Origin of the sequence: Polynucleobacter sp. UB-Siik-W21, assembly GCF_018687415.1 — a bacterium.
Taxonomy (GTDB): Bacteria; Pseudomonadota; Gammaproteobacteria; order Burkholderiales; family Burkholderiaceae; genus Polynucleobacter.
The window spans coordinates 1,755,729-1,779,135 of sequence record NZ_CP061289.1; the positions used below are offsets into that span (position 1 = coordinate 1,755,729).

Sequence of the window (23,407 nt, forward strand, 5' to 3'; positions counted from 1 at the left end):
TGAAAGCGATTTTGTGAACGTATTCCGCGGCCCGACCCAGTTTTCTGCAGGACCTGCTTGTGCCTTAAGCATCGGTAATTTCGATGGCGTGCACAGGGGTCATCGCGCCCTGCTCAAGCAGTTAGTTGATGGCGCCCATGAAAGAGGTTTGGTGAGTTGCGTCATGACCTTTGAGCCGCACCCCAAAGAATTCTTCTCTCCAGAGCAAGCACCGCCCCGCATTCTGAATCTGCGGGGCAAACTGGCCGCCTTAGCCGAGCTTGGTATTGACCGTGTCGTGGTCGAACATTTCAATGCTGCTTTTGCTCGCCTCACACCCGATGAGTTTGTTTCAGAAATTATTGTGAAACGTCTCAACGCCAAATGGATTTTGATTGGCGATGATTTTTGCTATGGCGCAAAACGTGCTGGGAATTTTGCAAGCCTCCAAACAGCAGGTGAAAAATATGGCTTCAAGGTATCGAGTATTCAAACTATCTTAGAGGATGGCGAGCGCATCTCCAGCTCAGCCTTGCGTACTGCCCTTGCTCATGGCGATATGACTCTAGCTGAAAAATTATTAGGTCGTCCTTATGGAATTTCCGGACATGTGATTCATGGACAGCAACTCGGACGCAAACTCGGATTTCCTACCTTGAACTTAGCAGTTGCTAATCACTTACACCATCGCAAGCCAGCAACTACCGGGATCTTCACTGCACAGGTATTGGGACTTAGTGATAAACCCCTGCCAGCAGTGGCTAGTTTAGGAGTAAGACCTACCGTTGAAGATAAAGGTCGTGTTCTGCTTGAAACACACGTCTTTGACTACCAAGAAGATGTCTACGGAAAAATTATTACCGTTGAGCTCTTAGAAAAAATTCGTGATGAGGCCAAGTATGATGACCTTGACGCCCTAACAAATGCGATTGCAGCGGATACACAGCACGCCAGAAATTATTTCCAGAAAAAAGCTTATGTCTGAAAAAGAAAATTCCTATCCAGTCAATTTACTAGATACCTCCTTCCCAATGCGAGGGGATCTGGCTAAGCGTGAACCGCAATGGGTTGCTCAATGGCAGAAAAATAAGCTCTACGAAAAGATTCGTGCAGCCCATGCTAATCAACCTCAGTTCATCTTGCATGATGGTCCTCCGTATGCAAACGGCGATATTCACATTGGTCACGCAGTAAACAAGATTCTGAAAGACATGATTGTCAAATCCCGCTGGCTGATGGGCTATGACTCCGCCTATGTGCCAGGTTGGGATTGTCATGGCATGCCAATTGAAATTCAGATTGAAAAACAATTTGGCAAGAACTTGCCAACTGCAGAGGTACAAGCTAAAGCACGTGCCTACGCCCAAGTGCAAGTAGATAAGCAGAAGATAGACTTTGAGCGCCTTGGCGTTTTGGGTGACTGGAACAACCCCTATCTCACGATGAACTACCGTAATGAGGCTGATGAAATTCGTGCACTAGGTAAGATCTGGGAAAAAGGATACGTCTTTCGTGGTCTCAAACCAGTGAACTGGTGTTTTGATTGTGGCTCTGCACTCGCTGAGGCCGAAGTGGAATACCAAGACAAAACTGATCCAACGGTTGATGTTGGCTTTGCGTTTGATGATGCACAGCGACCACAGCTCGCAAAAGCATTTGGTCTTCCTGAGTTACCTAATAAGCCTGGCCAGATTGTCATCTGGACAACAACGCCTTGGACCATTCCTGCAAACCAAGCAATGAATGTTCATCCAGAGGTGACTTATGCATTAGTAGATGTTGGCGATAAGTTATTGATCCTGGCAAAAGATCGTGTTGACACATGCTTGCAGGACTATGGTCTTGAAGGTAATGTGATTGCTACCTGCCTAGGCGCGCAACTAGCGAATATTTCTTTCTGGCATCCGCTAGCCCCATTACATGAGGGATATAAGCGCCTCTCTCCAATCTATCCCGCTGAATACGTCACGCTCGATACTGGCACAGGCATTGTTCACTCTGCGCCTGCTTACGGCGAAGAAGACTTTAAGTCTTGCAAAGCAAATAAGCTAGCCGATAAAGATATTCTCAATCCTGTGATGGGCAATGGTGTCTATGCCTCTTGGTTGCCACTCTTTGCAAACGAATATATTTGGAAAGCCAATCCCAAAATTGTGGAAGCAATGCGTGAAGCGGGCAGTTTGTTGCGCGACAAAACGTATACCCACTCTTACATGCATTGCTGGCGTCATAAGTCGCCGATTATTTATCGCGCTACTTCACAATGGTTTGCAAGCATGGACAAGAAGCCATCTGATGGCAAAGCTAGCTTGCGTGAGACTGCCTTAGCTGGCATTGATAGTACCGAGTTTTTTCCGGCTTGGGGTAAACAGCGCCTCCATAGCATGATTGCCAATCGCCCTGATTGGACCTTGTCACGCCAACGCCAGTGGGGTGTACCCATGGCCTTCTTTGTTCATAAGGAAACGGGTGATCCACATCCTTGCACTGTTGAGCTACTGGAAGAAGTTGCTAAGCGTGTTGAAAAAGGTGGCATCGAAGCTTGGCAGCAACTCGAAGTTTCTGAGTTGCTTGGTGAAGAAGCATCACAATACGAAAAGAATCGTGACACCTTAGATGTTTGGTTTGATTCAGGGACAACACACTGGCATGTGATTCGCGGATCACATCGCAATGAATTACTAACTACCGATGCTGAGACACCGAACGGTCGATTGGCTGACTTATACCTCGAGGGCTCAGACCAACACCGCGGCTGGTTCCATTCCTCCTTACTCACCGGCGCCATGCTCGATGGCAAGCCACCCTATAAAGCACTACTCACTCATGGCTTTACTGTTGATGGTCAAGGCCGCAAGATGAGTAAGTCCGTAGGCAATGTCATCGCACCACAACAAGTGGCTGACAAACTCGGCGCTGAAATCATTCGCCTCTGGGTTGCCTCAACCGACTACTCCGGTGAAATGACTATCTCTGATGAGATTCTGAAGCGCGTGACTGAAAGTTATCGCCGCATTCGCAATACCTTGCGTTTCTTGCTCGCCAATCTTTCTGATTTTGATCCTAGCAAGCACACAATGCCTGCTGAACAATGGCTTGAGATCGATCGTTACGCAGTGGCACTTGCTAATCAATTACAAGGCGATATCGAAGCCCATTACAAGGCTTATGAGTTTCATCCAGCTGTGACTCGCATGCTCACTTTTTGCTCAGAAGATTTAGGCGGCTTCTACTTAGACATCCTCAAAGATCGTCTCTATACCAGTGCGCCAAACTCACCTGATCGCAGAGCCGCCCAGAATGCGCTCTTTCACATCACTCGCAATCTCTTGAAGTGGTTATCGCCATTCCTCTCCTTCACCGCTGAAGAAGCATGGCAATCATTCCCGCATGGCTCAGGTAGTAAACCGTCTGAATCCATCTTTATGGAAGAGTTCGGCGCATTACCAGAAGTCGCTCATGCCGATGAATTGCTGGCCAAATGGAATCGCATTCGTGAAATCCGCTCTGAAGTGACCAAAGCCATTGAGTTAGAACGTGAGGCCGGTAATGTTGGCTCATCCCTACAAGCTGAGCTGACCATTAAATTAGGTGATGTTGACTTTGCTATCTTGCATTCACTTGAGGATGACTTGCGTTTCGTAACCATCACCTCAAGCGCTAAGATTGAACTCAGCAATGATGGTCTCGAGGTCCTAGTACGCGGTAGTCAATATAAAAAATGTGGTCGTTGCTGGCATCACACTAAAGACGTAGGTGCCAATGCTGATCATCCAGAGCTCTGTGGTCGCTGTATCAGCAATCTCTTTGGCGCCGGTGACCACCGCTTGTTTGCCTAAGTACCAGCAATTGATGAGCCTGCCAATGCTTCGCTATCTTGCTATTGCAACGATGATTCTGCTCTTAGACCAGTTGAGTAAGTGGGCTGCGTTAAGCAATTTGCAAATGGGTGTGCCTGAACCCGTCCTTCCTTTTCTGAATTGGCTACTGCTTTTTAATCCAGGCGCGGCGTTTTCATTCTTGGCGCAGGGATCAGGTTGGCAGCGTTGGTTCTTTACTATTCTTGGTCTCATAGCCAGTATCTACATCATTTACTTATTACGTAAAAGCCTTGGCGAGAAACTACTGTGCCTGGCACTCAGTCTGATTCTGGGTGGTGCGCTAGGCAATGTTTTAGACCGAATCATGTATGGCGCCGTAGTTGACTTCATCGATCTACACTACGCCAACTGGCATTGGCCAGCCTTTAATATTGCCGATAGCGCAATCTGTATTGGTGCAGGCCTCATCATCTGGAGCGAATTGTGCAAGTCATTTGGCAAATCCCCTCAATCCTATTAAGCTGGCGCCATGCAATCACTTTTAAATAAGAAAATCGTTCTCGGCATCTCCGGCGGCATTGCCGCCTACAAGACGCCAGAGCTTGCTCGCCTGTTAATACAAGAGGGCGCTTCTGTACAAGTAGTAATGACCGAGGCTGCACAACAATTTGTGACATCTGTCACCATGCAAGCGCTCACGGGCAATCCAGTCTTCACCAGCCAATGGGATAACAGCATTAGTAACAATATGGCTCATATCGAGTTATCACGCTCAGCTGACATCATCCTGATTGCGCCAACGAGTGCAGACCTTATGGCCAAACTTTCCCTTGGGTTGGCAGATGATTTGCTCAGCACGCTTTGCTTAGCAAGAGATTGCCCGTTGCTAATTGCCCCTGCGATGAACAAACAGATGTGGGAGCACGCAGCCACTCAGAGGAGTGCTGACCGCCTCCACCATGATGGGGTAACTCTTCTTGGCCCCGCGAGTGGCTTTCAGGCTTGCGGAGAAGTGGGCATGGGAAGAATGCTTGAGCCTGCAGAAATTTCTGAGCAAGTCATTGCCTTCTTTCAAAAGAAATCACTTGTAGGTAAAAAAGTATTGATTACTGCTGGCCCCACCTTTGAGGCGATTGATCCAGTCCGTGGCATTACCAATCACAGCTCTGGAAAGATGGGCTTTGCCATTGCTAGAGCCGCTTTGGAGGCTGGCGCCCAAGTACGTCTGATTGCAGGCCCCTGCGATCTTCCTACGCCATTAGAGGCGACTGGAAAGATTATCCGGACCAATGTCGTGAGCGCTAAAGAAATGCACGCTGCAACATTGGCAGCCACTAATTGCGATGTGTTCTTTGCGGTAGCGGCAGTAGCAGACTGGGGCATTGCAAAGCCTGCCAAAGAAAAAATAAAGCGCCAAGGTGATGGTTCTCCAAACATGGAATTTGTAGCCAATCCAGATATTCTTTTAGATGTTGCCAAGACAGTCAAAACCAAAAACGGCAAACCTTCCCCTTATTGTGTGGGCTTTGCTGCCGAATCCACTAATCTCGAAACGCATGCGGACGAGAAACTGAAGCGTAAAGGCATTCCAATGATTGTTGGCAATATTGGTCCAGATACCTTTGGAAGCGACTTCAATCAGTTACTCGTTATGGATGCTAGTGGTAGTAAAAAAATAGCGAAGGCTGAAAAACTTCACCTTGCTCGCCAACTCATTCAACTAGTAGCCAAGAAAATTTAACGGCATTCTCTTTACTTACATTCCCTGCTTTAGGAAATTTCATGCAATCTTTACAAGTCAAAATTCTCGATGAACGGATGCGGTCTCAACTACCTACTTACGGCACCCCTGGTAGCGCTGGACTAGATCTACGTGCCTGTATCGATGAAACGATGGAGATTGCTCCGGGCCAAACTATTTTAGTTCCTACCGGTTTAGCCATTTATGTAGAAGATCCACGCTATGCGGCTTTTATTCTTCCTCGCTCAGGCCTTGGTCATAAGCATGGCATCGTCTTGGGTAACTTAGTTGGTCTCATTGATTCTGACTACCAAGGTCAATTGATGGTGAGCACCTGGAATCGTGGATCTACTCCATTTAAGCTTGAGCCAATGGAGCGCCTTGCACAACTCGTAGTGATGCCAGTGCAACAAGTTGAACTCAAAGTCGTCGAGGAGTTCGCTGAAAGTAGCCGTGGTGCAGGCGGCTTTGGCAGCACCGGTCGCAGCTAATTCATTACCATTACGAATGAACAAAAAAGCCACCCGAGGGTGGCTTTTTTCCTTCTATAAATCCTACTACTTATTACTTGCGAATATGCGCTTTACGTGCAGCATCTTGTGACATACCAGCACCCGTACCTTCACGAAATTCTTTTTCTGCAGTAATTTCCTTGCGCCGTTCTTTGCAAGAACCAGCAATCTCTTGCAAAGCCTTGCGAGCACGAGCAGCAGACGCTTTAATGCCTTTACCTTGGAACTTCTCATTCTCCGCTTTGTAAGTTTCAAAGGCCTCTAGCAATTTATCGTGATGGGACATATTTTCCTTTTTGAGTAGTGCGTCTGTGATTGATTACATTTCTTCTGCAGGTGCTACGTCCACCTTGGTGGCTTTGCCAGGTAACTTAGGAGCCTCAAAGTTCAACTGCACTTTGCCATCAGCATCAATATCCACATCGACATGACCGCCTTGCGCCAGCTTACCAAAGAGTAGTTCGTCAGCCAAAGCCTTGCGAACCGTGTCTTGAATGATGCGCTGCATTGGGCGAGCGCCCATTAAGGGATCAAAACCATGTTTTGCAAGATGCGCGCGTAGTGCCGCACTGAAAGTGGCGTCAACCTTCTTCTCATGCAATTGCTCTTCTAACTGCATTAAGAACTTATCAACTACGCGCATGATGATGGTCTCATCCAGTGCCTTAAAGGAAACAATGGCATCCAAGCGATTGCGGAACTCAGGCGTAAAGAACTTCTTAATGTCAGCCATCTCATCGCCAGACTCACGTGCGTTAGTAAAGCCAATGGTCGACTTCTGCATGGCTTCAGCACCGGCATTGGTAGTCATGATGATGATCACATTGCGGAAATCAGTCTTGCGACCGTTGTTATCCGTCAAAGTACCGTGATCCATCACTTGCAAGAGAATATTGAAAATATCAGGATGGGCTTTTTCAATTTCATCGAGTAAGAGGACGCAATGAGGCTTTTTATTCACCGCTTCTGTAAGTAAGCCACCTTGATCAAAGCCCACATAACCTGGAGGCGCACCAATTAAGCGGCTCACTGCATGACGCTCCATGTACTCAGACATATCAAAGCGCAAGAGCTCAATACCCAAAATGTAAGCAAGTTGTTTTGCAACCTCGGTCTTGCCGACGCCAGTGGGACCCGAGAATAAGAAAGATCCAATGGGGCGATCGATCTTGCCAAGCCCAGCGCGAGTCATCTTGATCGCACTCGCTAACGCTTCGATAGCAGGATCTTGACCAAAGACTACGCTCTTGATATCACGATCCAAGGTCTGCAACTTACTACGATCGTCAACGGTGACAGATTGAGGTGGTATGCGCGCAATCTTAGCCACAATCTCTTCAATTTCAGGGCGGCCAATGGTTTTCTTCTGCTTAGACTTTGGCAAGATGCGTTGTGCAGCCCCCGCTTCATCAATCACGTCAATTGCTTTATCTGGTAAATGCCGGTCGTTAATATAACGAGCAGAAAGTTCTGCTGCTGCCACCAAGGCACCCGCAGCATATTTGACACTGTGGTGCTCTTCGAAGCGAGATTTCAGGCCACGGAGAATTTGTACCGTTTGATCAACTGTTGGCTCGACCACATCGACCTTCTGGAAACGACGCGATAAAGCAGCATCCTTTTCAAAGATGCCGCGGTATTCAGTAAAGGTAGTTGCACCAATACATTTGAGTTGACCATTAGACAAAGCCGGCTTCAAGAGATTGCTTGCATCCAATGTTCCGCCTGATGCAGCACCAGCACCAATCAAGGTGTGAATCTCATCAATAAATAAGACACCATGTGCATGATCTTTTAATGACTTGAGCACACTCTTCAGGCGTTGCTCAAAATCACCACGATATTTAGTGCCTGCTAACAAAGCGCCCATATCCAAGGAATACACCGTTGCGTTAGCCAAGATTTCAGGCACGTCGCCTTTCACGATTCTCCAAGCCAAACCTTCAGCAATCGCAGTCTTACCAACACCGGCCTCGCCAACCAATAGCGGGTTGTTCTTGCGACGACGGCAAAGGACTTGAATCACTCGCTCTACTTCACTCTCACGGCCGATCAATGGATCGATCTTGCCTTGGCGAGCGAGGGCATTGAGGTTTTGGGTGTATTGATCTAATGGACTCTCTTTACCTGAAGAAGCAGCTTCTTCAGTTTCTTGAGTAGTGTCAGCAGGTTTGACGTGCTCAGCCTGATCTTTGCGCACACCATGACTAATGAAGTTCACCACATCTAAACGGGTGACCCCTTGCTGTTGCAAGAAATACACCGCATGAGAATCTTTTTCACCAAAAATTGCCACTAATACATTGGCACCAGTAACTTCTTTTTTGCCATTGGATGTTGATTGAACATGCATGATGGCGCGCTGGATCACCCTCTGAAATCCTAAGGTTGGTTGTGTATCCACTTCATCATTGCCTGGCACCACAGGGGTGTTGTCATTGATAAAGTTTTTGAGTTGAGCACGTAGCTCTGCAATATTAACGGCGCAAGCCTTTAACACCTCAACGGCAGTAGCGTTATCGAGCAAGGCGGCGAGCAAATGTTCTACGGTAATGAACTCATGTCTTGATGCCCGCGCGTCAACAAACGCCATATGCAAGCTTACTTCTAGTTCTTGGGCAATCATACTTCCTCCATAGTGCACTGTAGTGGGTGACCCGCTTCACGGGATAATTCAATAACTTGATGCACCTTCGTGGCAGCAACGTCACGGGTAAATATTCCGCAAACACCTTTGCCAACCAAATGAACCTGCAACATGATGCGCGTTGCTGTTTCGTGGTCCTTATTAAAATACTCCTGAATAACCATCACCACAAATTCCATTGGCGTGTAATCATCATTCAGTAATAAAACTTTATACATCGAAGGCGCCTTAACTTGCTCGACCTGTTTTTCGAGAAGAAGGGTGTCCTCAACATAAGGATTGGCAGGGACGCCAGTAGTGGGATTTTTAGGTGTGCGGCTCATGAGAAACATTCTAAACAGATATCTAAACTTGATTTAACCAGGGTCTTGTTGCGAAAACCCCTCAAAAACCCTTGTTTAACCCATATTGGGGCAATTTTCGATAAAAAAAGGGGTAATTACTGAGAGTGAAGTACATATAACTCCTTGACACCCCTACAAAAAGGGCAAACAATCGGGGGGTAGGCTTCAAAAGAGGTTCTATTTAGGCGTGTTGTGGATTGAGACTGATTAAAAAGTATTTACCCTCATCACGGTTGTTTTAAGTTTATGTAATGGAGTTCGCATGGCGACCGGAATTGTTAAGTGGTTCAATGATGCAAAAGGTTTTGGCTTTATCAAACCTGATGATGGTGAAGAAGAGTTGTTCGCGCATTTCAGCGCAATTACTATGCCTGGGTTTAAGACCCTTAAGGAAAACCAAAAGGTAACGTTTGACATTACCCAAGGCCCTAAAGGCAAGCAAGCTACCAATATCCAAGCGGCTTAATAGTCCTTAGATCATTATGGAAAACCCAGGATTCGTTCCTGGGTTTTTTTTCGCCTACAAATTGACTCGCCTAAAATTCTCAACATGGATACAAATAACAAACTAGTTCACACGCTTTTCTCTATTGCGTTTCTCATTTGCCCCGCCCTCGCATTAGCGCAGGTCAATGTTGGGCTACCGAGTATTGAACTCAAAACGGGAATCTATCGCATCCAAGCAGAGCTAGCTGATACGCCAAAGGCGAGAGAAGTGGGCCTCATGAATCGCACTAGCATGCCCACGAATTCAGGAATGCTGTTTATCTTTGAACAAAAAGCAGGTCATTGCTTTTGGATGAATAACACTAAGATTCCACTCTCGATTGCATTCATTGCTGACGATGGCAAGATTGTGAATATTGAAGAGATGCAAGCAGAGACTACCAACAATCATTGCCCTAAAGTAGCAATTCGTTACGCCCTGGAGATGAATAAGCAATGGTTCTCAGAAAGAGTGATTGCGCCTGGCAGTGTGATTAGTGGCTTACCTAAGAAATAACTAATCAACACAGAGCAGCAAGGAAATAAAAAACGCAGACCTAGGTCTGCGTTTCCTTTAGGTGTGAATGCGTTTACTCAAAATGGCAAACGTAGTGCACTGGCTGTTCAGCACGAATGATGAAATAACCACCCTTTTCTACTTCCCAGCTTTGGCCAGCCTTAAATTCTTGCTCTGGAGCGCCGTTGATGCTGACAAAAACATTGCCATCAACTATTTCCATGATCTCTTTGGTGCTCAGGTCAAAACGCAAAGTACTGGGTAGCACCACCCCAACTGACTTACGCACACCGTTTGGCAAAGTCACTGTGTGGGAAATACATTTACCGTCAAAATATACATTGGCTTTTTTGCCGACTGAAACTTGATCAAATTGCATCTGGGTTCTTTCTATTTTGTTTAGTTCTCAATATTTTTCTAATTACTTCTTGGCACGCTTACGCTTTGCTATTTCGGCAATACGCATACGCAATGCATTGAGCTTGATGAAGCCACCAGCATCCGCTTGGTTGTATGCACCACCATCATCATCAAAGGTTGCAATATTTTGATCAAACAAGGTATTGGCTGAATCACGAGAAATCACCAATACAGAACCTTTGTAGAGCTTTAAGCGCACAACGCCATTGACCATCTGTTGCGTATGATCAATTAAGGTTTGCAAAGCAAGACGCTCCGGAGACCACCATAAGCCGTTATAGATCAAGCTTGCGTAGCGTGGCATCAAATCATCTTTCAAATGGGCTACTTCGCGATCAAGGGTAATGCTCTCAATGCCGCGGTGCGCCTTCAGAAGAATGGTGCCACCAGGAGTTTCATAGCAACCACGGCTCTTCATGCCAACAAAACGGTTTTCAACTAAATCGAGACGACCAATGCCATGCATGCCACCAATACGATTGAGCTCAGCTAATAATTCATGTGGCTTGTAGGACTTACCATCAATCGCAACTGGGTCGCCCGCTTTAAATTCGATTTCAATAATTTGTGGCGCATCTGAAGCTTTTTCTGGAGAAACTGTCCAACGCCACATAGACTCTTCAGCCTCGGCATTTGGATTTTCTAAATGACGGCCTTCATAGCTAATGTGCAATAAATTGGCATCCATAGAGTAAGGAGAGCCACCTTGCTTATGTTTCATTTCAACTGGAATGCCATGCTTTTCTGCGTAAGCCATCAACTTCTCGCGTGACAGCAGATCCCATTCGCGCCAAGGGGCAATTACTTTGATTCCCGGCTCAAGTGCGTAGTAGCCCAATTCGAAGCGAACTTGGTCGTTACCTTTACCAGTGGCGCCATGAGATACAGAATCGGCGCCAGTTAAACGGGCGATTTCAATTTGACGCTTCGCAATTAATGGGCGTGCAATGGATGTACCCAAAAGATATTCACCTTCGTAAATCGTATTGGCGCGGAACATGGGGAACACAAAATCACGCACAAACTCTTCACGCAAGTCATCAATGAAAATATTTTCAGGCTTGATACCAAACTGTAACGCCTTGGCACGCGCCGGCTCTAATTCTTCGCCCTGACCCAAGTCAGCGGTGAAGGTAACGATCTCACAACCATAGGTATCTTGAAGCCACTTCAAGATCACACTAGTATCGAGTCCACCAGAATAGGCTAGTACAGCTTTTTTAATATCAGACATGATTTCTTATTCAATCAAAATTAATTAAAAACAAGTTGCTTAATATTTTATTGCTTACGTTTTCTTACTTAATCCAAACGACCGCAGAGCAAATACTCCATTAACGCTTTTTGAACATGCAAACGATTTTCTGCCTCTTCCCACACAATGCTTTGCGGACCGTCGATCACGCCCGCAGAAACTTCTTCACCACGGTGCGCTGGCAAGCAATGCATGAATAAGACATCTGGCTTTGCGACTGCCATTAACTCCTCATCCACCATCCAATCTTGGAAAGCATTCATACGTAAATTGTTTTCAGCCTCATAGCCCATGCTAGTCCAAACATCGGTCGTTACCAAGTCAGCACCTTTACAAGCATCTTTTGGATCAGCATAAATACTTAAATGTTTTGCGGCGTTCTTTGTTAAACGCGTTGGGTCTAGTTGATACCCCTCAGGCGCAGAGAAGTGCAACTGAAAATCTAAGCACTCGGCTGCCTGAATCCAGGTGTAGGCCATATTATTAGCATCACCAACCCAAGCTACAATTTTTCCTTGAATCGGTCCACGGGCTTCAACAAAGGTGAAGATGTCTGCCAAAACTTGGCATGGATGATATTCATTGGTTAAACCATTAATTACTGGTACACGAGAGTTCGTAGCAAAACGCTCAATGATCTCCTGACCAAAGGTGCGGATCATGATGATGTCGGTCATCCGTGAAATCACCTGTGCAGCGTCCTCTACAGGCTCGCCACGACCTAACTGAGTATCTCGGGTGTTCAGGTATACAGCGTGGCCACCAAGCTGATGGATGCCCGCTTCAAAGGAGAGGCGTGTACGCGTGGAATGCTTTTCAAAAATCATGGCTAAAGTGCGATCATGCAAAGGGTGCCAAGTCTCATAACTTTTGAACTTGGACTTTAACCATGCTGATCTTTTGAGCAGGTAGTCATACTCCTCACGAGTGAGGTCAGAAAACTGCAGATAGTGCCTTACCTGACCAGGCACTTGAGGCTTTGCCAGAGATGTCATAGTTGAGCTTTCTACTAAAGTTTTGGCTTGCATTTTTTTCTTAAAACATTCAACTGCACGAAAATAGAACATAAAGCCATCTTACGGTCACCTCCGGCTGTTAAGCTAGAGGGCTTAGCAATACGATTCTTACGAACTTCTTTACGCCAACTTGAACCACAAAAAGCTTTTCATTCAAGGCATCAACACTTCTGGCAAACCATTTCGGCCCAGTGATTGGGCGGAGCGTCTTTGCGGGGTAATGGCTACGTTTCGCCCTCCAGGAGATTCTGGAGACCCTCGCTTCACTTATTCGCCCTATGTCAGACCAGTGCTGATTGCAAAAGTGAAATGCGTTGTTATCGATACTAGACTAGGTGACCTCGATCCAAGAGCGCTCGACTTTGTCATGAACTTTGCCAAAGACAACAGTCTACCGATTGAAGAGGCCTGTGAGTTTGAACCCAAACCCCAAACCCAGTCCTAAAAACAAAAACCCGCTCTGATAAGGAGCGGGCTTAGGTCGAAATGATGATTCGACCAGCCTAAAAACTTTTACTGAATTACGCTGCCATCGCCTTGATAGCTGCAGATAAACGTGACTTTTGACGTGCTGCAGTATTTTTGTGAGCAATCTTTTTGTCAGCAATCTTGTCGATAGTTGCTTGAGTTGCTGCGAACACTTTCGCTGCAGCAGCTTTATCACCAGTATCGATCGCCTTACGCACTGCCTTGATGGAAGTACGAAGCTTTGAACGCAAGCTGGAATTGTGCTCGTTCTGTTTTACTGCCTGGCGTGCGCGCTTACGCGCTTGTGCTGTGTTGGCCATCTTTAAACCTTGCCTCTATAAATTGCTAAATGCGATTAGTAAAAAATCTCGCGGACTTGCCAGATTCATAAGCAAGCTCGCCAAAACCCAAGATTTTACCTGAAAGGGGCAAAAAAGCCCAGTCCACCCATAAATAGGTGAAAATCGGCTCATGAACCTGCTTTCTGCCGCCGCCAAGGTTAGTTCCCTGACCATGCTTTCCCGTATCACGGGGCTGCTGCGCGAGACCCTGATTGCACGTAGTTTTGGGGCCTCAGAGTGGACAGACGCGTTTAATGTGGCTTTTAGGCTACCGAATTTGCTGCGCCGGCTTTTTGCCGAAGGGGCCTTTTCCCAGGCTTTTGTACCCATTTTGGGGGAAATCTCCACAAATGAGGACCAAAATAAGGCCAAAATCCTCATTAATGCGGTCGCTACGCTCTTATTTTGGGCCTTGTTGCTGACGGTACTCCTGGGAGTCATCGGCGCCCCATTGCTCATTTTGGTGATTGCTACAGGCTTTTCCGGTGGACCAGCCTATGACGCCAGCGTTGTCATGACCCAAATCATGTTTCCCTACATTGGGCTCATTTCCATGGTCTCTCTGTCCGCAGGGATTTTGAATACCTATCATCGCTTTGCGATTCCCGCTTTTACCCCTGTTTTACTCAACCTGGCTTTAATCGGTAGCGCCCTCTTTTTGGCGCCCCACTTGGAGCAACCCATTTATGCATTAAGCATTGGCGTTCTGTTGGGCGGCGTTTTGCAATTAGCCATTCAAATTCCGGCGCTTGCTCGTCTTGGTCTTTTACCGCGCATTGGTTTATTGCCTGGCGCCATCAAAGCAGCAATCAGCAATCCTGATGCTCGGCGCGTTCTCAAGCTAATGGGGCCAGCAGTCTTTGCTGTATCGGTTGCGCAAATCTCTTTAATCATCAACACCAATATCGCATCGCGCTTACAAGCGGGTAGCGTCTCTTGGCTCTCTTATGCCGATCGTTTAATGGAGTTCCCAACTGCCCTACTTGGAGTTGCATTGGGTACAGTGTTGCTACCCAGCTTGAGTAAAGCCAATGCCAAAAATGACTTAACGCATGCAGGCGAATTACTCATTTGGGGATTACAACTTACCTTCTTGCTTGCAGCACCTGCCGCCATTGCACTCTTTATTTTTGGCGAGCCCTTAGCTGCTGTTTTGTACCACTACGGAAAATTTAATGCGCTGGATGTCTTAATGACGCAACGTGCCTTAGCAGCCTATGGCGTTGGTCTGATAGGCCTAATCCTCGTCAAGATTTTGGCGCCCGGGTTTTATTCCCGCCAAGACATTAGGACTCCAGTGAAGATTGGCTTGTTCGTGCTGGTAGCTACGCAGCTGGCTAACCTGGTATTCGTGCCCTGGCTTGGTCATGCCGGCCTGGCTCTATCAGTTGGCGCTGGCGCCTGTCTGAATGCTACCCTGCTCTGGGTTGGGCTGCATAAACGGGGCGCACTCCCAAGCGCCTCCTGGGCAAAGTATTTGGGACAACTCTTGCTGGCTTTAATTCCCTTTGCGGCAGTGCTTTTTTATGCAGCTAATGCGCATAACTGGATCACCCTCCAGGCCGAACCCTGGATCCGCATTGGTCTATTGGCGATGTGGCTGGCTGCCGCAGCCTTGGTTTACTTTGGCGCCCTCGCTTTAGTCGGAATTCGCTGGCAAAAATTCTTGCGTCATGCAAAATAGAATGTATGCCAACACAACAACTCGACTATTTCACTTCATTAGTTGCTGAAGACGAACACTTTCCATTAACGGAAGCTGCCATCGCAGTAGCACAACATGCCTATCCAGATTTAGATGTACAAGGTGTACTCGATCACCTCGATGAGTTAGGTAATAAATTAAAAACACGCATTACGCCAGATACTGCGCCGATGCAACGCTTACAAATTCTGAAGCACTTCTTTTATACCGAGTTAGGCTTTGGTCCAAACCCGAATGATTTCTACGCACCCGAAAATTCGTATTTGCACTATGTGCTCGAAAATCGCAGAGGTATTCCTATCTCACTAGCGATTTTGATGATCGAGCTAGGTCAGCAAATTGGCTTGAAGATTCGTGGCGTGTCATTCCCCAATCACTTTATGATGCGTATTTCATTACAACAGGGTGAAATCATCATGGATCCGTTGACTGGTGATTCACTCTCGAAGAATCAATTGCAAGAGATGTTGGACCCCTACCTTGACGCCAAAGGCTATCGCGGTGAGCTCAGTCTTCCTCTTAACGTCTTCCTGCGGGCCTCCAGCCCAAGAGAGATCTTGTCGCGCTTCCTCAGAAACCTCAAAATGATCTACTCCGAGCATGAGCGCTGGGAGCGCTTACTGGGCATTCAAGAGCGCTTGGTCATTTTATTGCCCGATTCGGTTGAGGAAATTAGAGATCGCGGTTTGATCTTTGCGCAACTAGAGTATTTACGCCCTGCTATAGCAGATATGCATCGCTATCTCAGTGAAGCGCCTGAAGCGGAAGATGCTAGCGACATTCGTGAACACATTGCCACTTTAGAAAGTCAAACCAAGCTGCACTAAGTTAATGATTCAGTTTTGTTTGACTTGATTTAATTTTTCTTACGTTGAAAAATTTTATAGAGTGCAGCCAAAACGACTGGTATCGCTGCTGCACCAATACCCACTAGTACGATCACATTTAAGTTTTGACGTATCACTGGAATATTTCCAAAGAAATATCCTGCAATCACCAAGCCAAAGACCCAGAGCACAGCGCCAGTGATATTGAATAACTGAAAGCGTGAGAAATTCATTTCCGAGACACCAGCAACAAAGGGTGCGAAGGTTCTGATGATGGGTAAAAAGCGTGCAACGATGATGGTTTTGCCGCCATGCTTTTCATAAAAAGCATGGGTCTTGAGTAAAGCGCCTTGGTCAATCCAGCGTGATTGACTACTAAATACTTTCTTACCAATCCAACGGCCAATGAAGTAGTTCACTGTATTGCCAGCTATTGCTGCAATCAACAAACCAATACACAAAGTCCAAATGTTGAAGTGCTCGGTTGCACAGTAAGCACCCGCAATAAACAAAAGAGAATCCCCTGGGAGGAAGGGGGCGATAACCAGGCCAGTTTCTGCAAACACAATCGCAAATAGCAAGCCATATGCCCAAGGACCATATTGCGAGATCACAACATCCAAATGACGATCAATATGTAGCAATAAATCGCTTAATTGCAAAAGGGTATCAATCAACTTGCACTCCAAAGATAGGTTTGATGCGGATATTAACAGGCTCTTATAATGGAGCATGCAATCTGAACCCTACATTCAGCCTATGCAGTCATCAGAAGTCAATCCCATACTCTGTATTGTGGGGCCTACTGGTGCAGGCAAAACCTATCTCGCCATGTCTTTAGCTGAACATGCTAAATCGATTGGCCTGACCATCGAACTCATCAGTATGGACTCTGCGTTAGTCTATCGCGGCCTTGATATTGGCAGCGCCAAACCTAGCAAAGCAGAACAAGCTGCAGTGATTCATCACCTGATCGACATCCTGGAGCCAACAGAGGTTTATTCCGCAGCTCGATTTGCCAAAGATGCAAAACGACTTTGCGAAGAAATTCGTAATAGAGGCAATATTCCAGTAGTGGTTGGTGGAACCATGCTGTATTGGAGAGCTTGGGCGTATGGCCTTTCTACTTTACCAACAGCAAATCCTGAGATTCGCTCCCGCCTGGACGTGGAAGGCAAGACTCTAGGTTGGCCCACGATGCATACCAAGTTGGCCAAGGTAGACCCAGAAACTGCCGCTCGCCTAAAGCCCAATGATTCACAACGAGTGCAGCGTGCGCTAGAGGTATTTGAAATTACTGGCAAACCGATGTCGGCATTGCTCGCAGATTCACCTAGCGAAGATGGCAGAGAAGGATCGGCGATTCCTGCCTGGATTCATCTAGTATCCCTAGAACCAAGTGATCGCAAACGCTTGCATCAAAATTTAGAAAAACGGTTTGACGAAATGTTGCTCGCAGGATTTTTAGATGAAGTCAAAGCTCTACGAAATAATTCTGCGTTACATGCGGATCTACCAGCCATTCGGTCGGTCGGTTATCGACAGGCTTGGGAATATCTCAACGGAGAAATCGACGCTGAGCAAATGCGCTACAAAGCATTAGCAGCAACCAGGCAACTTGGAAAGCGCCAACTGACATGGCTCAGAGCCATCGCCGGCAGAAACACCTTCGACCCCTTTAAACCAGCAGAGCTTAAGGCCGCATTGGATTACTGCAAAAGTCATTTGAAGAAGTAGGTTTGCAGTAATCGTTTAGATCACAATCGTTTGTGGTGCACCCTGAGGGCGCTCAAGCACTTCACCAACTGTCCAAGCTTTTAAGCCATGTGCAGTTAATGATTTGATTGCAGCATCCGCTTGGGCTGGAGCAACAATCACCACCATACCAATACCGCAGTTAAATACTCGCACCATCTCCGCATCAGCCACCCCGCCCTTCATCTGTAACCAGCGAAAGAGTTCTGGCATTTGCCAACTGTCACGATGTAAAACTGCTTGCGTATTTTCTGGCAAGACACGTGGCACGTTATCCACTAAGCCGCCACCCGTGATGTGCGCCATCCCTTTGACATCAATCTCAGAAATTAATTTCAGAAGCGGCTTCACATAAATTTCAGTCGGCGCCATCACCACATCGCCTAATGAGCGACCACCTAAATCATCAGTAGGTTTTGCACCAGCACGTTCAATAATTTTGCGTACCAAAGAATAACCATTGGAATGAGCGCCGCTGGAACCAATTGCCAACACCACATCTCCTGGAACAATGGTATTTCCTGTAATAATTTTAGATTTCTCAACTGCACCTACTGCAAAACCAGCCAAGTCATATTCACCTGGAGGGTACATGCCTGGCATTTCTGCAGTCTCACCACCGATCAATGCGCAGCCAGATAATTCACAGCCTGTGGCAATGCCACCAACGACAGTAGCTGCTGTATCTACCGTCAGCTTGCCGCAAGCAAAATAATCCAAGAAGAAGAGTGGCTCGGCGCCTTGCACCAAAATATCATTGACGCTCATCGCCACCAAGTCCTGACCGATCGTATCGTGACGATTCCACTCAAATGCCAAGCGTAGCTTTGTGCCCACACCATCGGTACCGGATACCAAAACAGGTTCTTTATAGCGCTTAGGGACCTCAAATAAAGCACCAAAACCACCAATTCCGGCCAAAACACCTTCCCGCATGGTCTTTTTAGCCAAAGGCTTGATCCGGTCCACTAAGGCGTCGCCAGCATCAATATCAACGCCCGCGTCACGGTAAGAAAGGCCTTTTGAGGAAGAGTGAGTAGGTGAAGTCATGTCTGAGCTGGAATATTAGTAAAAAATGCTACTGGGTCAGTAGAATCATTGAATTCTAGAGGATTACTAGTAATGGCTGAAATTTTTACCCCTTTTCTGACTGCATTCATTCTGGCATATGCCTTAAGACCCCTTTGCCTGTGGATGGAAAGGCGTCACCTTCCTAGGGCCTTAGCTGCAGCAATGGCCATGCTCATTGGTTTGAGCCTGGTTTTCTTTATTTTTGGTCTATTGATTAGCCTTCTGAAATTCGAAATTCCCTTGATTAAGGCGCAGCTCCCAGAATGGATTGCCAATACCCAAGCCTGGCTTGGGCCTAAGTTGACAGAGCTTCATATCAATATTGATTGGGGGAACCTCAAAACCACTGTGACCCAAAAAATCACTGAGCACATTAACGATAACGCTGACACTCTCATTAGCAACACACTGGATACCGTATTGGTATCTGGCAGCTCGGTTATCGCAGGCTTTGTAAATGGCGTATTAATTATTTTTGTGATGTTTTATTTGCTGATCGATTGGGATCATTTTTTCAGCCTTCTCAAAAATACCGTTCCACTCCGCGCGCAAGAAACCGTCCATCACTTAGCGATGCATACCGATGGCTTACTTTCACAATATCTGCGTGGCATGTTGATTGTGATTTCCATCATGACTATTTTCTATGGAGTGGGCTTGAGCATAGTCGGAATAAAGGGTGCCGTTGCGCTAGGTGTCTTTACTGCCCTCATGATTGTGATTCCTTACATTGGGATCGCCCTTGGTTTAACTCTGGCAATTCTTTCTGCGCTCTTGCAATTCGGCCTTGGCGCCCAACTTATTGGGGTGCTCCTTGTGTTTGGGCTTGGGCAATTTTTAGAAGGGTTCTTCTTAACGCCACGCCTAGTTGGTGAGCGCATTGGGCTACACCCTGTTGGAGTGGTATTTGCCTTGCTGCTCTTTGGAAAACTCTTTGGCTTCTTTGGGGTCCTATTGGCTTTACCAATCAGCGCAGTGAGCTTGGTGCTAGTGCAATACCTTTGGTCTGTTTATACGCAAAGCTCTTGGTATCAAAAATAATTTCGCTTGAATGAATACGCCCTCGCTTCCAAGACAATTCGCTTTAGACATCAGTCACACACCCAAAGCAAGTCTCGACAATTATCTGCCTAGCCAAGACCTCGCTCTTCTGTCGACACTACAAACACTTTGTAGCTCTTGGAAAGAATCATCCAAATCAATACCAAACAATCCTCTGAATCACCGCTGGATGTATTGGTGGGGACCTGAGGGCTCTGGTCGCACGCATTTGCTCACAGCAATGACGAGTGCAGCTGATGATACCGGCCTTGAATCTTTCTCTCTCAATCCGAATGAGCCAATCTCTTGGGTGCGCCTTGAGGAAAAATTGCCAAGCCTCACCCAAAGTAATGCCCCTTCAGTTATCACCATAGACGATGTGGATCGTTTAGATGAGCGCTTAGTTGGAGCACTCTTTCGCATACTGAACGAGGTGCAGGCCAGTAAGAATATTCACATCTTCATGGCCGGCAACGAGGCCCCTGCCAACCTGACGCTCCGGGAAGACCTCAGGACACGCCTAGGATGGGGTTTGGTCTACCAAACCCAACTTTTAGATGATGATGAGAAAATACAAGCCTTAGAGCAAGCAGCCAAAGCTCGAGGGCTCGTTTTATCCCCAGACGTATTGCCATGGTTGTTAAACCGTTTTTATCGCGATATGCCCAATTTAATGGCCCTCATAGATGCTTTGGACGCCTATTCATTAGAAACAAAACGTGCTGTAACCTTGCCACTAGTACGCGAGCTCTTGCAGCCTAAATAATTTATTCAATATTCCATTTGTGACCCAGCTAGCCCTTTTCGATTTAGATCACACCTTACTACCCTGCGATAGCGATTATGAGTGGGGTCAATTTTTAGCGCGTATTGGCGTTGTCGACAGTGCAGACTATGCGCGCCAAAATGATCGCTTCTATCAAAACTACAAAGATGGCACGCTTGATATTCATGAATTTCTACGCTTTGCCTTAAAGCCTCTGTCTCAGCACTCCCGCGCACAATTAAAAGAATGGCACGACCAATTCATGGAAGAAGTGATTCATGGGCAGCTTCGTCAAAAAGCAATTGATTTGGTAAAGCAGCATCAAGATGCTGGAGACTTGTGTTGCGTTGTCACTGCAACCAATAGCTTTGTTACCCGTCCGATTGTTGAAAGCTTTGGGATTGAACACCTCATTGCTACCGAGCCAGCAACCAGCAGCGAGAGCCCTTTAGCGAATTTCACAGGCGAAGTGAAAGGTATTCCAAATTTTCGTGAAGGCAAAATTCAGAATGTGCAAGATTGGCTAGCAAAACAGAAGCTTGCCTTGGGCGCATTGCCGCGGAGTTATTTCTACTCTGACTCCATGAACGACTTACCCTTAATGGAGCAAGTCAGCCATCCAGTTGCCACCAATCCAGATGATCGCCTTCGTAGTGAAGCTCAAAAGCGCAACTGGCCTATTCTTGAGCTGTTTGCATGATTACTAAATTCATTAACCGTATTTTGCGTCGTGACCCCATGGTCAAGCATACGCATGCGAACAATACGGGAGCACCAAAGCGTATCCCCAAAAAATCACATCGCATCGATCCACACTTGCTTTCTAAAAATGCTGTCAAAGTAACCCAAACTTTGCAGCAAGCTGGTTATGAGGCTTTCATTGTGGGCGGCGCCGTGCGCGATCTCGTCTTGGGGATTGGCCCTAAAGATTTTGATGTCGCTACTAATGCCACGCCCGATCAAGTACAAAGATTGTTTCGCAAAGCCCGCCTTATCGGGCGTCGTTTTCAGATTGTGCATGTGACTTTCTTTGGCAAAGGCCATCCCGAAATTATTGAGGTTTCTACCTTTAGAGCCTTACTAGATAACGCTGGTGACCATGTGGCAGAAAGTGGTCGCATTTTGCGCGACAACGTTTGGGGTTCGCAAGGCGAAGATGCTGCACGCCGTGATTTCACTATCAATGCAATGTATTACGACCCGTCCTCCGAGACTGTCTTGGACTATCACGGCGGCATGGTAGACATGCAAAAGAAAACCTTGCGCATGATCGGTGACCCCGCAAAGCGTTATCGCGAAGACCCAGTACGTATGCTCAGAGCAATCCGCTTTGCTGCTAAAACGGGATTTGCTTTGGATGCCGATACGCGCGCACCAATTGCTAAGTTAGGCAAGCTATTACAAGACGTACCATCAGCAAGACTCTTTGATGAAATTCTCAAGCTCTTAATGTCAGGTTATTCTTGGGCGGCCATTCAGGGCCTAAGAGATGCTGGCCTGCATCATGGCCTGTTGCCGCTCCTAGATCACATTCTCGATAGCAGCGAATCCTCTAAAGGAGCCAATGATTTTGTCAAGCTTGCCCTAGCTAATACCGATCAACGCATTCAATCGGGCAAGAGTGTTTCGGCAGGATTCTTATTTGCCACCTTACTCTGGCCAGATCTCTTACAGAACTGGAAAGCGAATATCGCCAAAGGGATGGCCAACATCCCCGCACTGCATGATGCGATGGACGACACTATTGCCACCCAAAGCAGTGGCATGACGATTCAACGTCGCTTTGAAAGTGATATGCGGGAAATCTGGTCCATGCAGCCTCGCTTTGAAAAGCGGGTTGGACGCTACCCATACCGACTCATCGAATCGCCCCGTTTTAGGGCAGGCTATGACTTCATGCTGCTACGTTGTGCAACTGGGGAGCAAAACCCAGCCATAGGAGAATGGTGGACTAACTTCATTGCGACCGACCCTGCAGGGCAAGAAGAGTTGATGGCTAGTGCCAAAAATGAATCCGGCTTAAGCGCAAGCTCCCCAGCCAAAAGACGGCGGCGCAGAAAACCCAAAGCAGCCATCGCACCAGAACCTTTAGCAGACTAAGCAGACTTAGAGAAATTTCAGTAAAGTAGTTTCATCTCTAGTTTGGAATCCTATGGCACGAGCTTTTATCGGATTTGGTGGCAATATCGGCGATACCCGTCAACTGATCACTGACGCAATCGTCTGCCTTGCACAACGCACAGAATTACATGTTCTGGCAAAGAGTTGCTTTTATCAAAGCGCGCCGGTTGAAGCCACTGGCGGTGACTACATCAATGCCGTGGTTGAAATCGAGACGCAGTTAAGTCCCTATGGTCTTTTGCATGTTTGCCAAGCCATTGAATTAGAATTTGGCAGAGAGCGTCCTTATGCCAATGCGCCGCGTACTCTTGATTTAGATATTTTGTCTTTTGAGGGCGTTATTCAAAATGAGACTGAGCTCATACTCCCTCATCCAAAAATTATTGAGCGCTCATTTGTTCTTCTCCCCTTGCTAGAAATTGCACCCGACTTCTTTTTACCGAGTGTTGGTGAACTCAAGGCTTACCTTCCCAAGGTGGCGCATCAAAAAATCGAAAAACTCACCTGCCGCAATTGCAATTGCGGGGGAAAAGACGTTTATAGCCAAACGGCCCATTAATTCATTAAACTCTCG

The 23,407-nt window shown here is 46.8% G+C and carries 25 protein-coding genes; 16 read left to right on the plus strand and 9 right to left on the minus strand.

Going from position 1 to position 23,407, the window contains the following annotated elements:
- The first annotated feature begins 13 nt into the window (after positions 1 to 13).
- Genes C2756_RS09160 through dut form a run of 5 tightly spaced genes read left to right on the plus strand, consistent with a single transcriptional unit; the run spans position 14 to position 6,032 of the window.
- Complete coding sequence (locus C2756_RS09160; protein ID WP_215318817.1) at positions 14 to 964, plus strand: bifunctional riboflavin kinase/FAD synthetase; 951 nt, start codon at positions 14 to 16, stop codon at positions 962 to 964.
- A complete protein-coding gene (ileS, locus tag C2756_RS09165; protein WP_371817102.1) occupies positions 939 to 3,818 on the plus strand; it encodes an isoleucine--tRNA ligase in 2,880 nt (959 codons plus the stop codon). The genes C2756_RS09160 and ileS overlap by 26 nt, the downstream gene beginning before the upstream one ends.
- 13 nt (positions 3,819 to 3,831) lie before the next feature.
- Positions 3,832 to 4,320, plus strand: a complete 489-nt coding sequence (gene lspA / locus C2756_RS09170) for a signal peptidase II (protein ID WP_215318821.1) — start codon at positions 3,832 to 3,834, stop codon at positions 4,318 to 4,320.
- Between the two features lie 9 nt (positions 4,321 to 4,329).
- Entirely contained in the window at positions 4,330 to 5,541 is a 1,212-nt protein-coding gene (coaBC, locus tag C2756_RS09175) for a bifunctional phosphopantothenoylcysteine decarboxylase/phosphopantothenate--cysteine ligase CoaBC (protein ID WP_215318823.1), read from the plus strand.
- Positions 5,542 to 5,582: 41 nt separating this feature from the next.
- A complete protein-coding gene (gene dut, locus C2756_RS09180) occupies positions 5,583 to 6,032 on the plus strand; it encodes a dUTP diphosphatase (protein ID WP_215318824.1) in 450 nt (149 codons plus the stop codon).
- Positions 6,033 to 6,105: 73 nt separating this feature from the next.
- Here dut and C2756_RS09185 read toward each other — a convergent pair whose 3' ends face one another.
- The 3 genes from C2756_RS09185 to clpS are packed head-to-tail and all read right to left on the minus strand — an operon-like array spanning position 6,106 to position 9,032.
- Complete coding sequence (locus C2756_RS09185) at positions 6,106 to 6,339, minus strand: hypothetical protein (protein WP_215318826.1); 234 nt, start codon at positions 6,337 to 6,339, stop codon at positions 6,106 to 6,108.
- Positions 6,340 to 6,372: 33 nt separating this feature from the next.
- Entirely contained in the window at positions 6,373 to 8,679 is a 2,307-nt protein-coding gene (gene clpA, locus C2756_RS09190; protein ID WP_215318828.1) for an ATP-dependent Clp protease ATP-binding subunit ClpA, read from the minus strand.
- Complete coding sequence (clpS, locus tag C2756_RS09195; protein WP_215295735.1) at positions 8,676 to 9,032, minus strand: ATP-dependent Clp protease adapter ClpS; 357 nt, start codon at positions 9,030 to 9,032, stop codon at positions 8,676 to 8,678. The genes clpA and clpS overlap by 4 nt, the downstream gene beginning before the upstream one ends.
- Before the next feature lie 274 nt (positions 9,033 to 9,306).
- Here clpS and C2756_RS09200 point away from each other — a divergent pair, with 274 nt between their 5' ends.
- Both C2756_RS09200 and C2756_RS09205 read left to right on the plus strand, forming a co-directional pair.
- Positions 9,307 to 9,510 carry a cold-shock protein gene (locus C2756_RS09200; protein ID WP_011903586.1) on the plus strand — a complete coding sequence of 68 codons (204 nt, stop codon included), beginning with the start codon at positions 9,307 to 9,309 and terminating at the stop codon, positions 9,508 to 9,510.
- Positions 9,511 to 9,594: 84 nt separating this feature from the next.
- Positions 9,595 to 10,047 carry a DUF192 domain-containing protein gene (locus C2756_RS09205; RefSeq protein WP_215295736.1) on the plus strand — a complete coding sequence of 151 codons (453 nt, stop codon included), beginning with the start codon at positions 9,595 to 9,597 and terminating at the stop codon, positions 10,045 to 10,047.
- A 73-nt stretch (positions 10,048 to 10,120) separates the two neighbouring features.
- Here C2756_RS09205 and C2756_RS09210 read toward each other — a convergent pair whose 3' ends face one another.
- The 3 genes from C2756_RS09210 to argF form a co-directional block, all read right to left on the minus strand.
- Positions 10,121 to 10,426 (minus strand): pyrimidine/purine nucleoside phosphorylase, encoded by a 306-nt coding sequence (locus tag C2756_RS09210; protein WP_215318830.1) that lies wholly within the window; start codon positions 10,424 to 10,426, stop codon positions 10,121 to 10,123.
- 42 nt (positions 10,427 to 10,468) lie between these two features.
- Complete coding sequence (locus C2756_RS09215; RefSeq protein WP_215318832.1) at positions 10,469 to 11,701, minus strand: argininosuccinate synthase; 1,233 nt, start codon at positions 11,699 to 11,701, stop codon at positions 10,469 to 10,471.
- 68 nt (positions 11,702 to 11,769) lie between these two features.
- Positions 11,770 to 12,717 (minus strand): ornithine carbamoyltransferase, encoded by a 948-nt coding sequence (argF, locus tag C2756_RS09220; protein WP_215320942.1) that lies wholly within the window; start codon positions 12,715 to 12,717, stop codon positions 11,770 to 11,772.
- A 151-nt stretch (positions 12,718 to 12,868) separates the two neighbouring features.
- Between argF and C2756_RS09225 the strand changes: the two genes are divergently transcribed.
- Positions 12,869 to 13,183 carry a DUF3579 domain-containing protein gene (locus tag C2756_RS09225; RefSeq protein ID WP_215295739.1) on the plus strand — a complete coding sequence of 105 codons (315 nt, stop codon included), beginning with the start codon at positions 12,869 to 12,871 and terminating at the stop codon, positions 13,181 to 13,183.
- A gap of 76 nt (positions 13,184 to 13,259) precedes the next feature.
- Here the strand turns inward: C2756_RS09225 and rpsT are convergent, their stop codons facing one another.
- Positions 13,260 to 13,526: a 30S ribosomal protein S20 gene (gene rpsT, locus C2756_RS09230; protein WP_068949332.1), complete on the minus strand. Its 267-nt coding sequence runs from the start codon at positions 13,524 to 13,526 to the stop codon at positions 13,260 to 13,262.
- A gap of 151 nt (positions 13,527 to 13,677) precedes the next feature.
- Between rpsT and murJ the strand changes: the two genes are divergently transcribed.
- On the plus strand, positions 13,678 to 15,231 hold the full coding sequence (gene murJ, locus C2756_RS09235) for a murein biosynthesis integral membrane protein MurJ (RefSeq protein ID WP_215318834.1): 1,554 nt from the start codon (positions 13,678 to 13,680) through the stop codon (positions 15,229 to 15,231).
- A gap of 5 nt (positions 15,232 to 15,236) precedes the next feature.
- A complete protein-coding gene (locus C2756_RS09240; protein ID WP_215318836.1) occupies positions 15,237 to 16,079 on the plus strand; it encodes a SirB1 family protein in 843 nt (280 codons plus the stop codon).
- Between the two features lie 29 nt (positions 16,080 to 16,108).
- On the opposite strand, the gene C2756_RS09245 is transcribed toward C2756_RS09240, so the two are convergent.
- Positions 16,109 to 16,753, minus strand: a complete 645-nt coding sequence (locus C2756_RS09245) for a VTT domain-containing protein (protein WP_215320944.1) — start codon at positions 16,751 to 16,753, stop codon at positions 16,109 to 16,111.
- 58 nt (positions 16,754 to 16,811) lie between these two features.
- Between C2756_RS09245 and miaA the strand changes: the two genes are divergently transcribed.
- Positions 16,812 to 17,816 carry a tRNA (adenosine(37)-N6)-dimethylallyltransferase MiaA gene (gene miaA, locus C2756_RS09250; RefSeq protein ID WP_215318838.1) on the plus strand — a complete coding sequence of 335 codons (1,005 nt, stop codon included), beginning with the start codon at positions 16,812 to 16,814 and terminating at the stop codon, positions 17,814 to 17,816.
- Between the two features lie 15 nt (positions 17,817 to 17,831).
- On the opposite strand, the gene purM is transcribed toward miaA, so the two are convergent.
- Positions 17,832 to 18,884, minus strand: a complete 1,053-nt coding sequence (gene purM / locus C2756_RS09255; RefSeq protein ID WP_215295743.1) for a phosphoribosylformylglycinamidine cyclo-ligase — start codon at positions 18,882 to 18,884, stop codon at positions 17,832 to 17,834.
- A gap of 72 nt (positions 18,885 to 18,956) precedes the next feature.
- Here purM and C2756_RS09260 point away from each other — a divergent pair, with 72 nt between their 5' ends.
- From C2756_RS09260 to folK, 5 genes are read left to right on the plus strand one after another with little or no spacing between them, the layout of a single operon-like run.
- A complete protein-coding gene (locus tag C2756_RS09260; protein WP_215318840.1) occupies positions 18,957 to 19,946 on the plus strand; it encodes an AI-2E family transporter in 990 nt (329 codons plus the stop codon).
- 10 nt (positions 19,947 to 19,956) lie between these two features.
- Positions 19,957 to 20,712 (plus strand): DnaA regulatory inactivator Hda, encoded by a 756-nt coding sequence (hda, locus tag C2756_RS09265; protein ID WP_215318841.1) that lies wholly within the window; start codon positions 19,957 to 19,959, stop codon positions 20,710 to 20,712.
- A gap of 19 nt (positions 20,713 to 20,731) precedes the next feature.
- Positions 20,732 to 21,412 (plus strand): HAD family phosphatase, encoded by a 681-nt coding sequence (locus C2756_RS09270; RefSeq protein WP_215318843.1) that lies wholly within the window; start codon positions 20,732 to 20,734, stop codon positions 21,410 to 21,412.
- Complete coding sequence (gene pcnB, locus C2756_RS09275; RefSeq protein WP_215318845.1) at positions 21,409 to 22,812, plus strand: polynucleotide adenylyltransferase PcnB; 1,404 nt, start codon at positions 21,409 to 21,411, stop codon at positions 22,810 to 22,812. Before C2756_RS09270 ends, pcnB begins: the two co-directional genes overlap by 4 nt.
- A 52-nt stretch (positions 22,813 to 22,864) precedes the next feature.
- Positions 22,865 to 23,392 (plus strand): 2-amino-4-hydroxy-6-hydroxymethyldihydropteridine diphosphokinase, encoded by a 528-nt coding sequence (folK, locus tag C2756_RS09280; RefSeq protein WP_215318847.1) that lies wholly within the window; start codon positions 22,865 to 22,867, stop codon positions 23,390 to 23,392.
- The last annotated feature ends 15 nt before the right edge of the window (positions 23,393 to 23,407 follow it).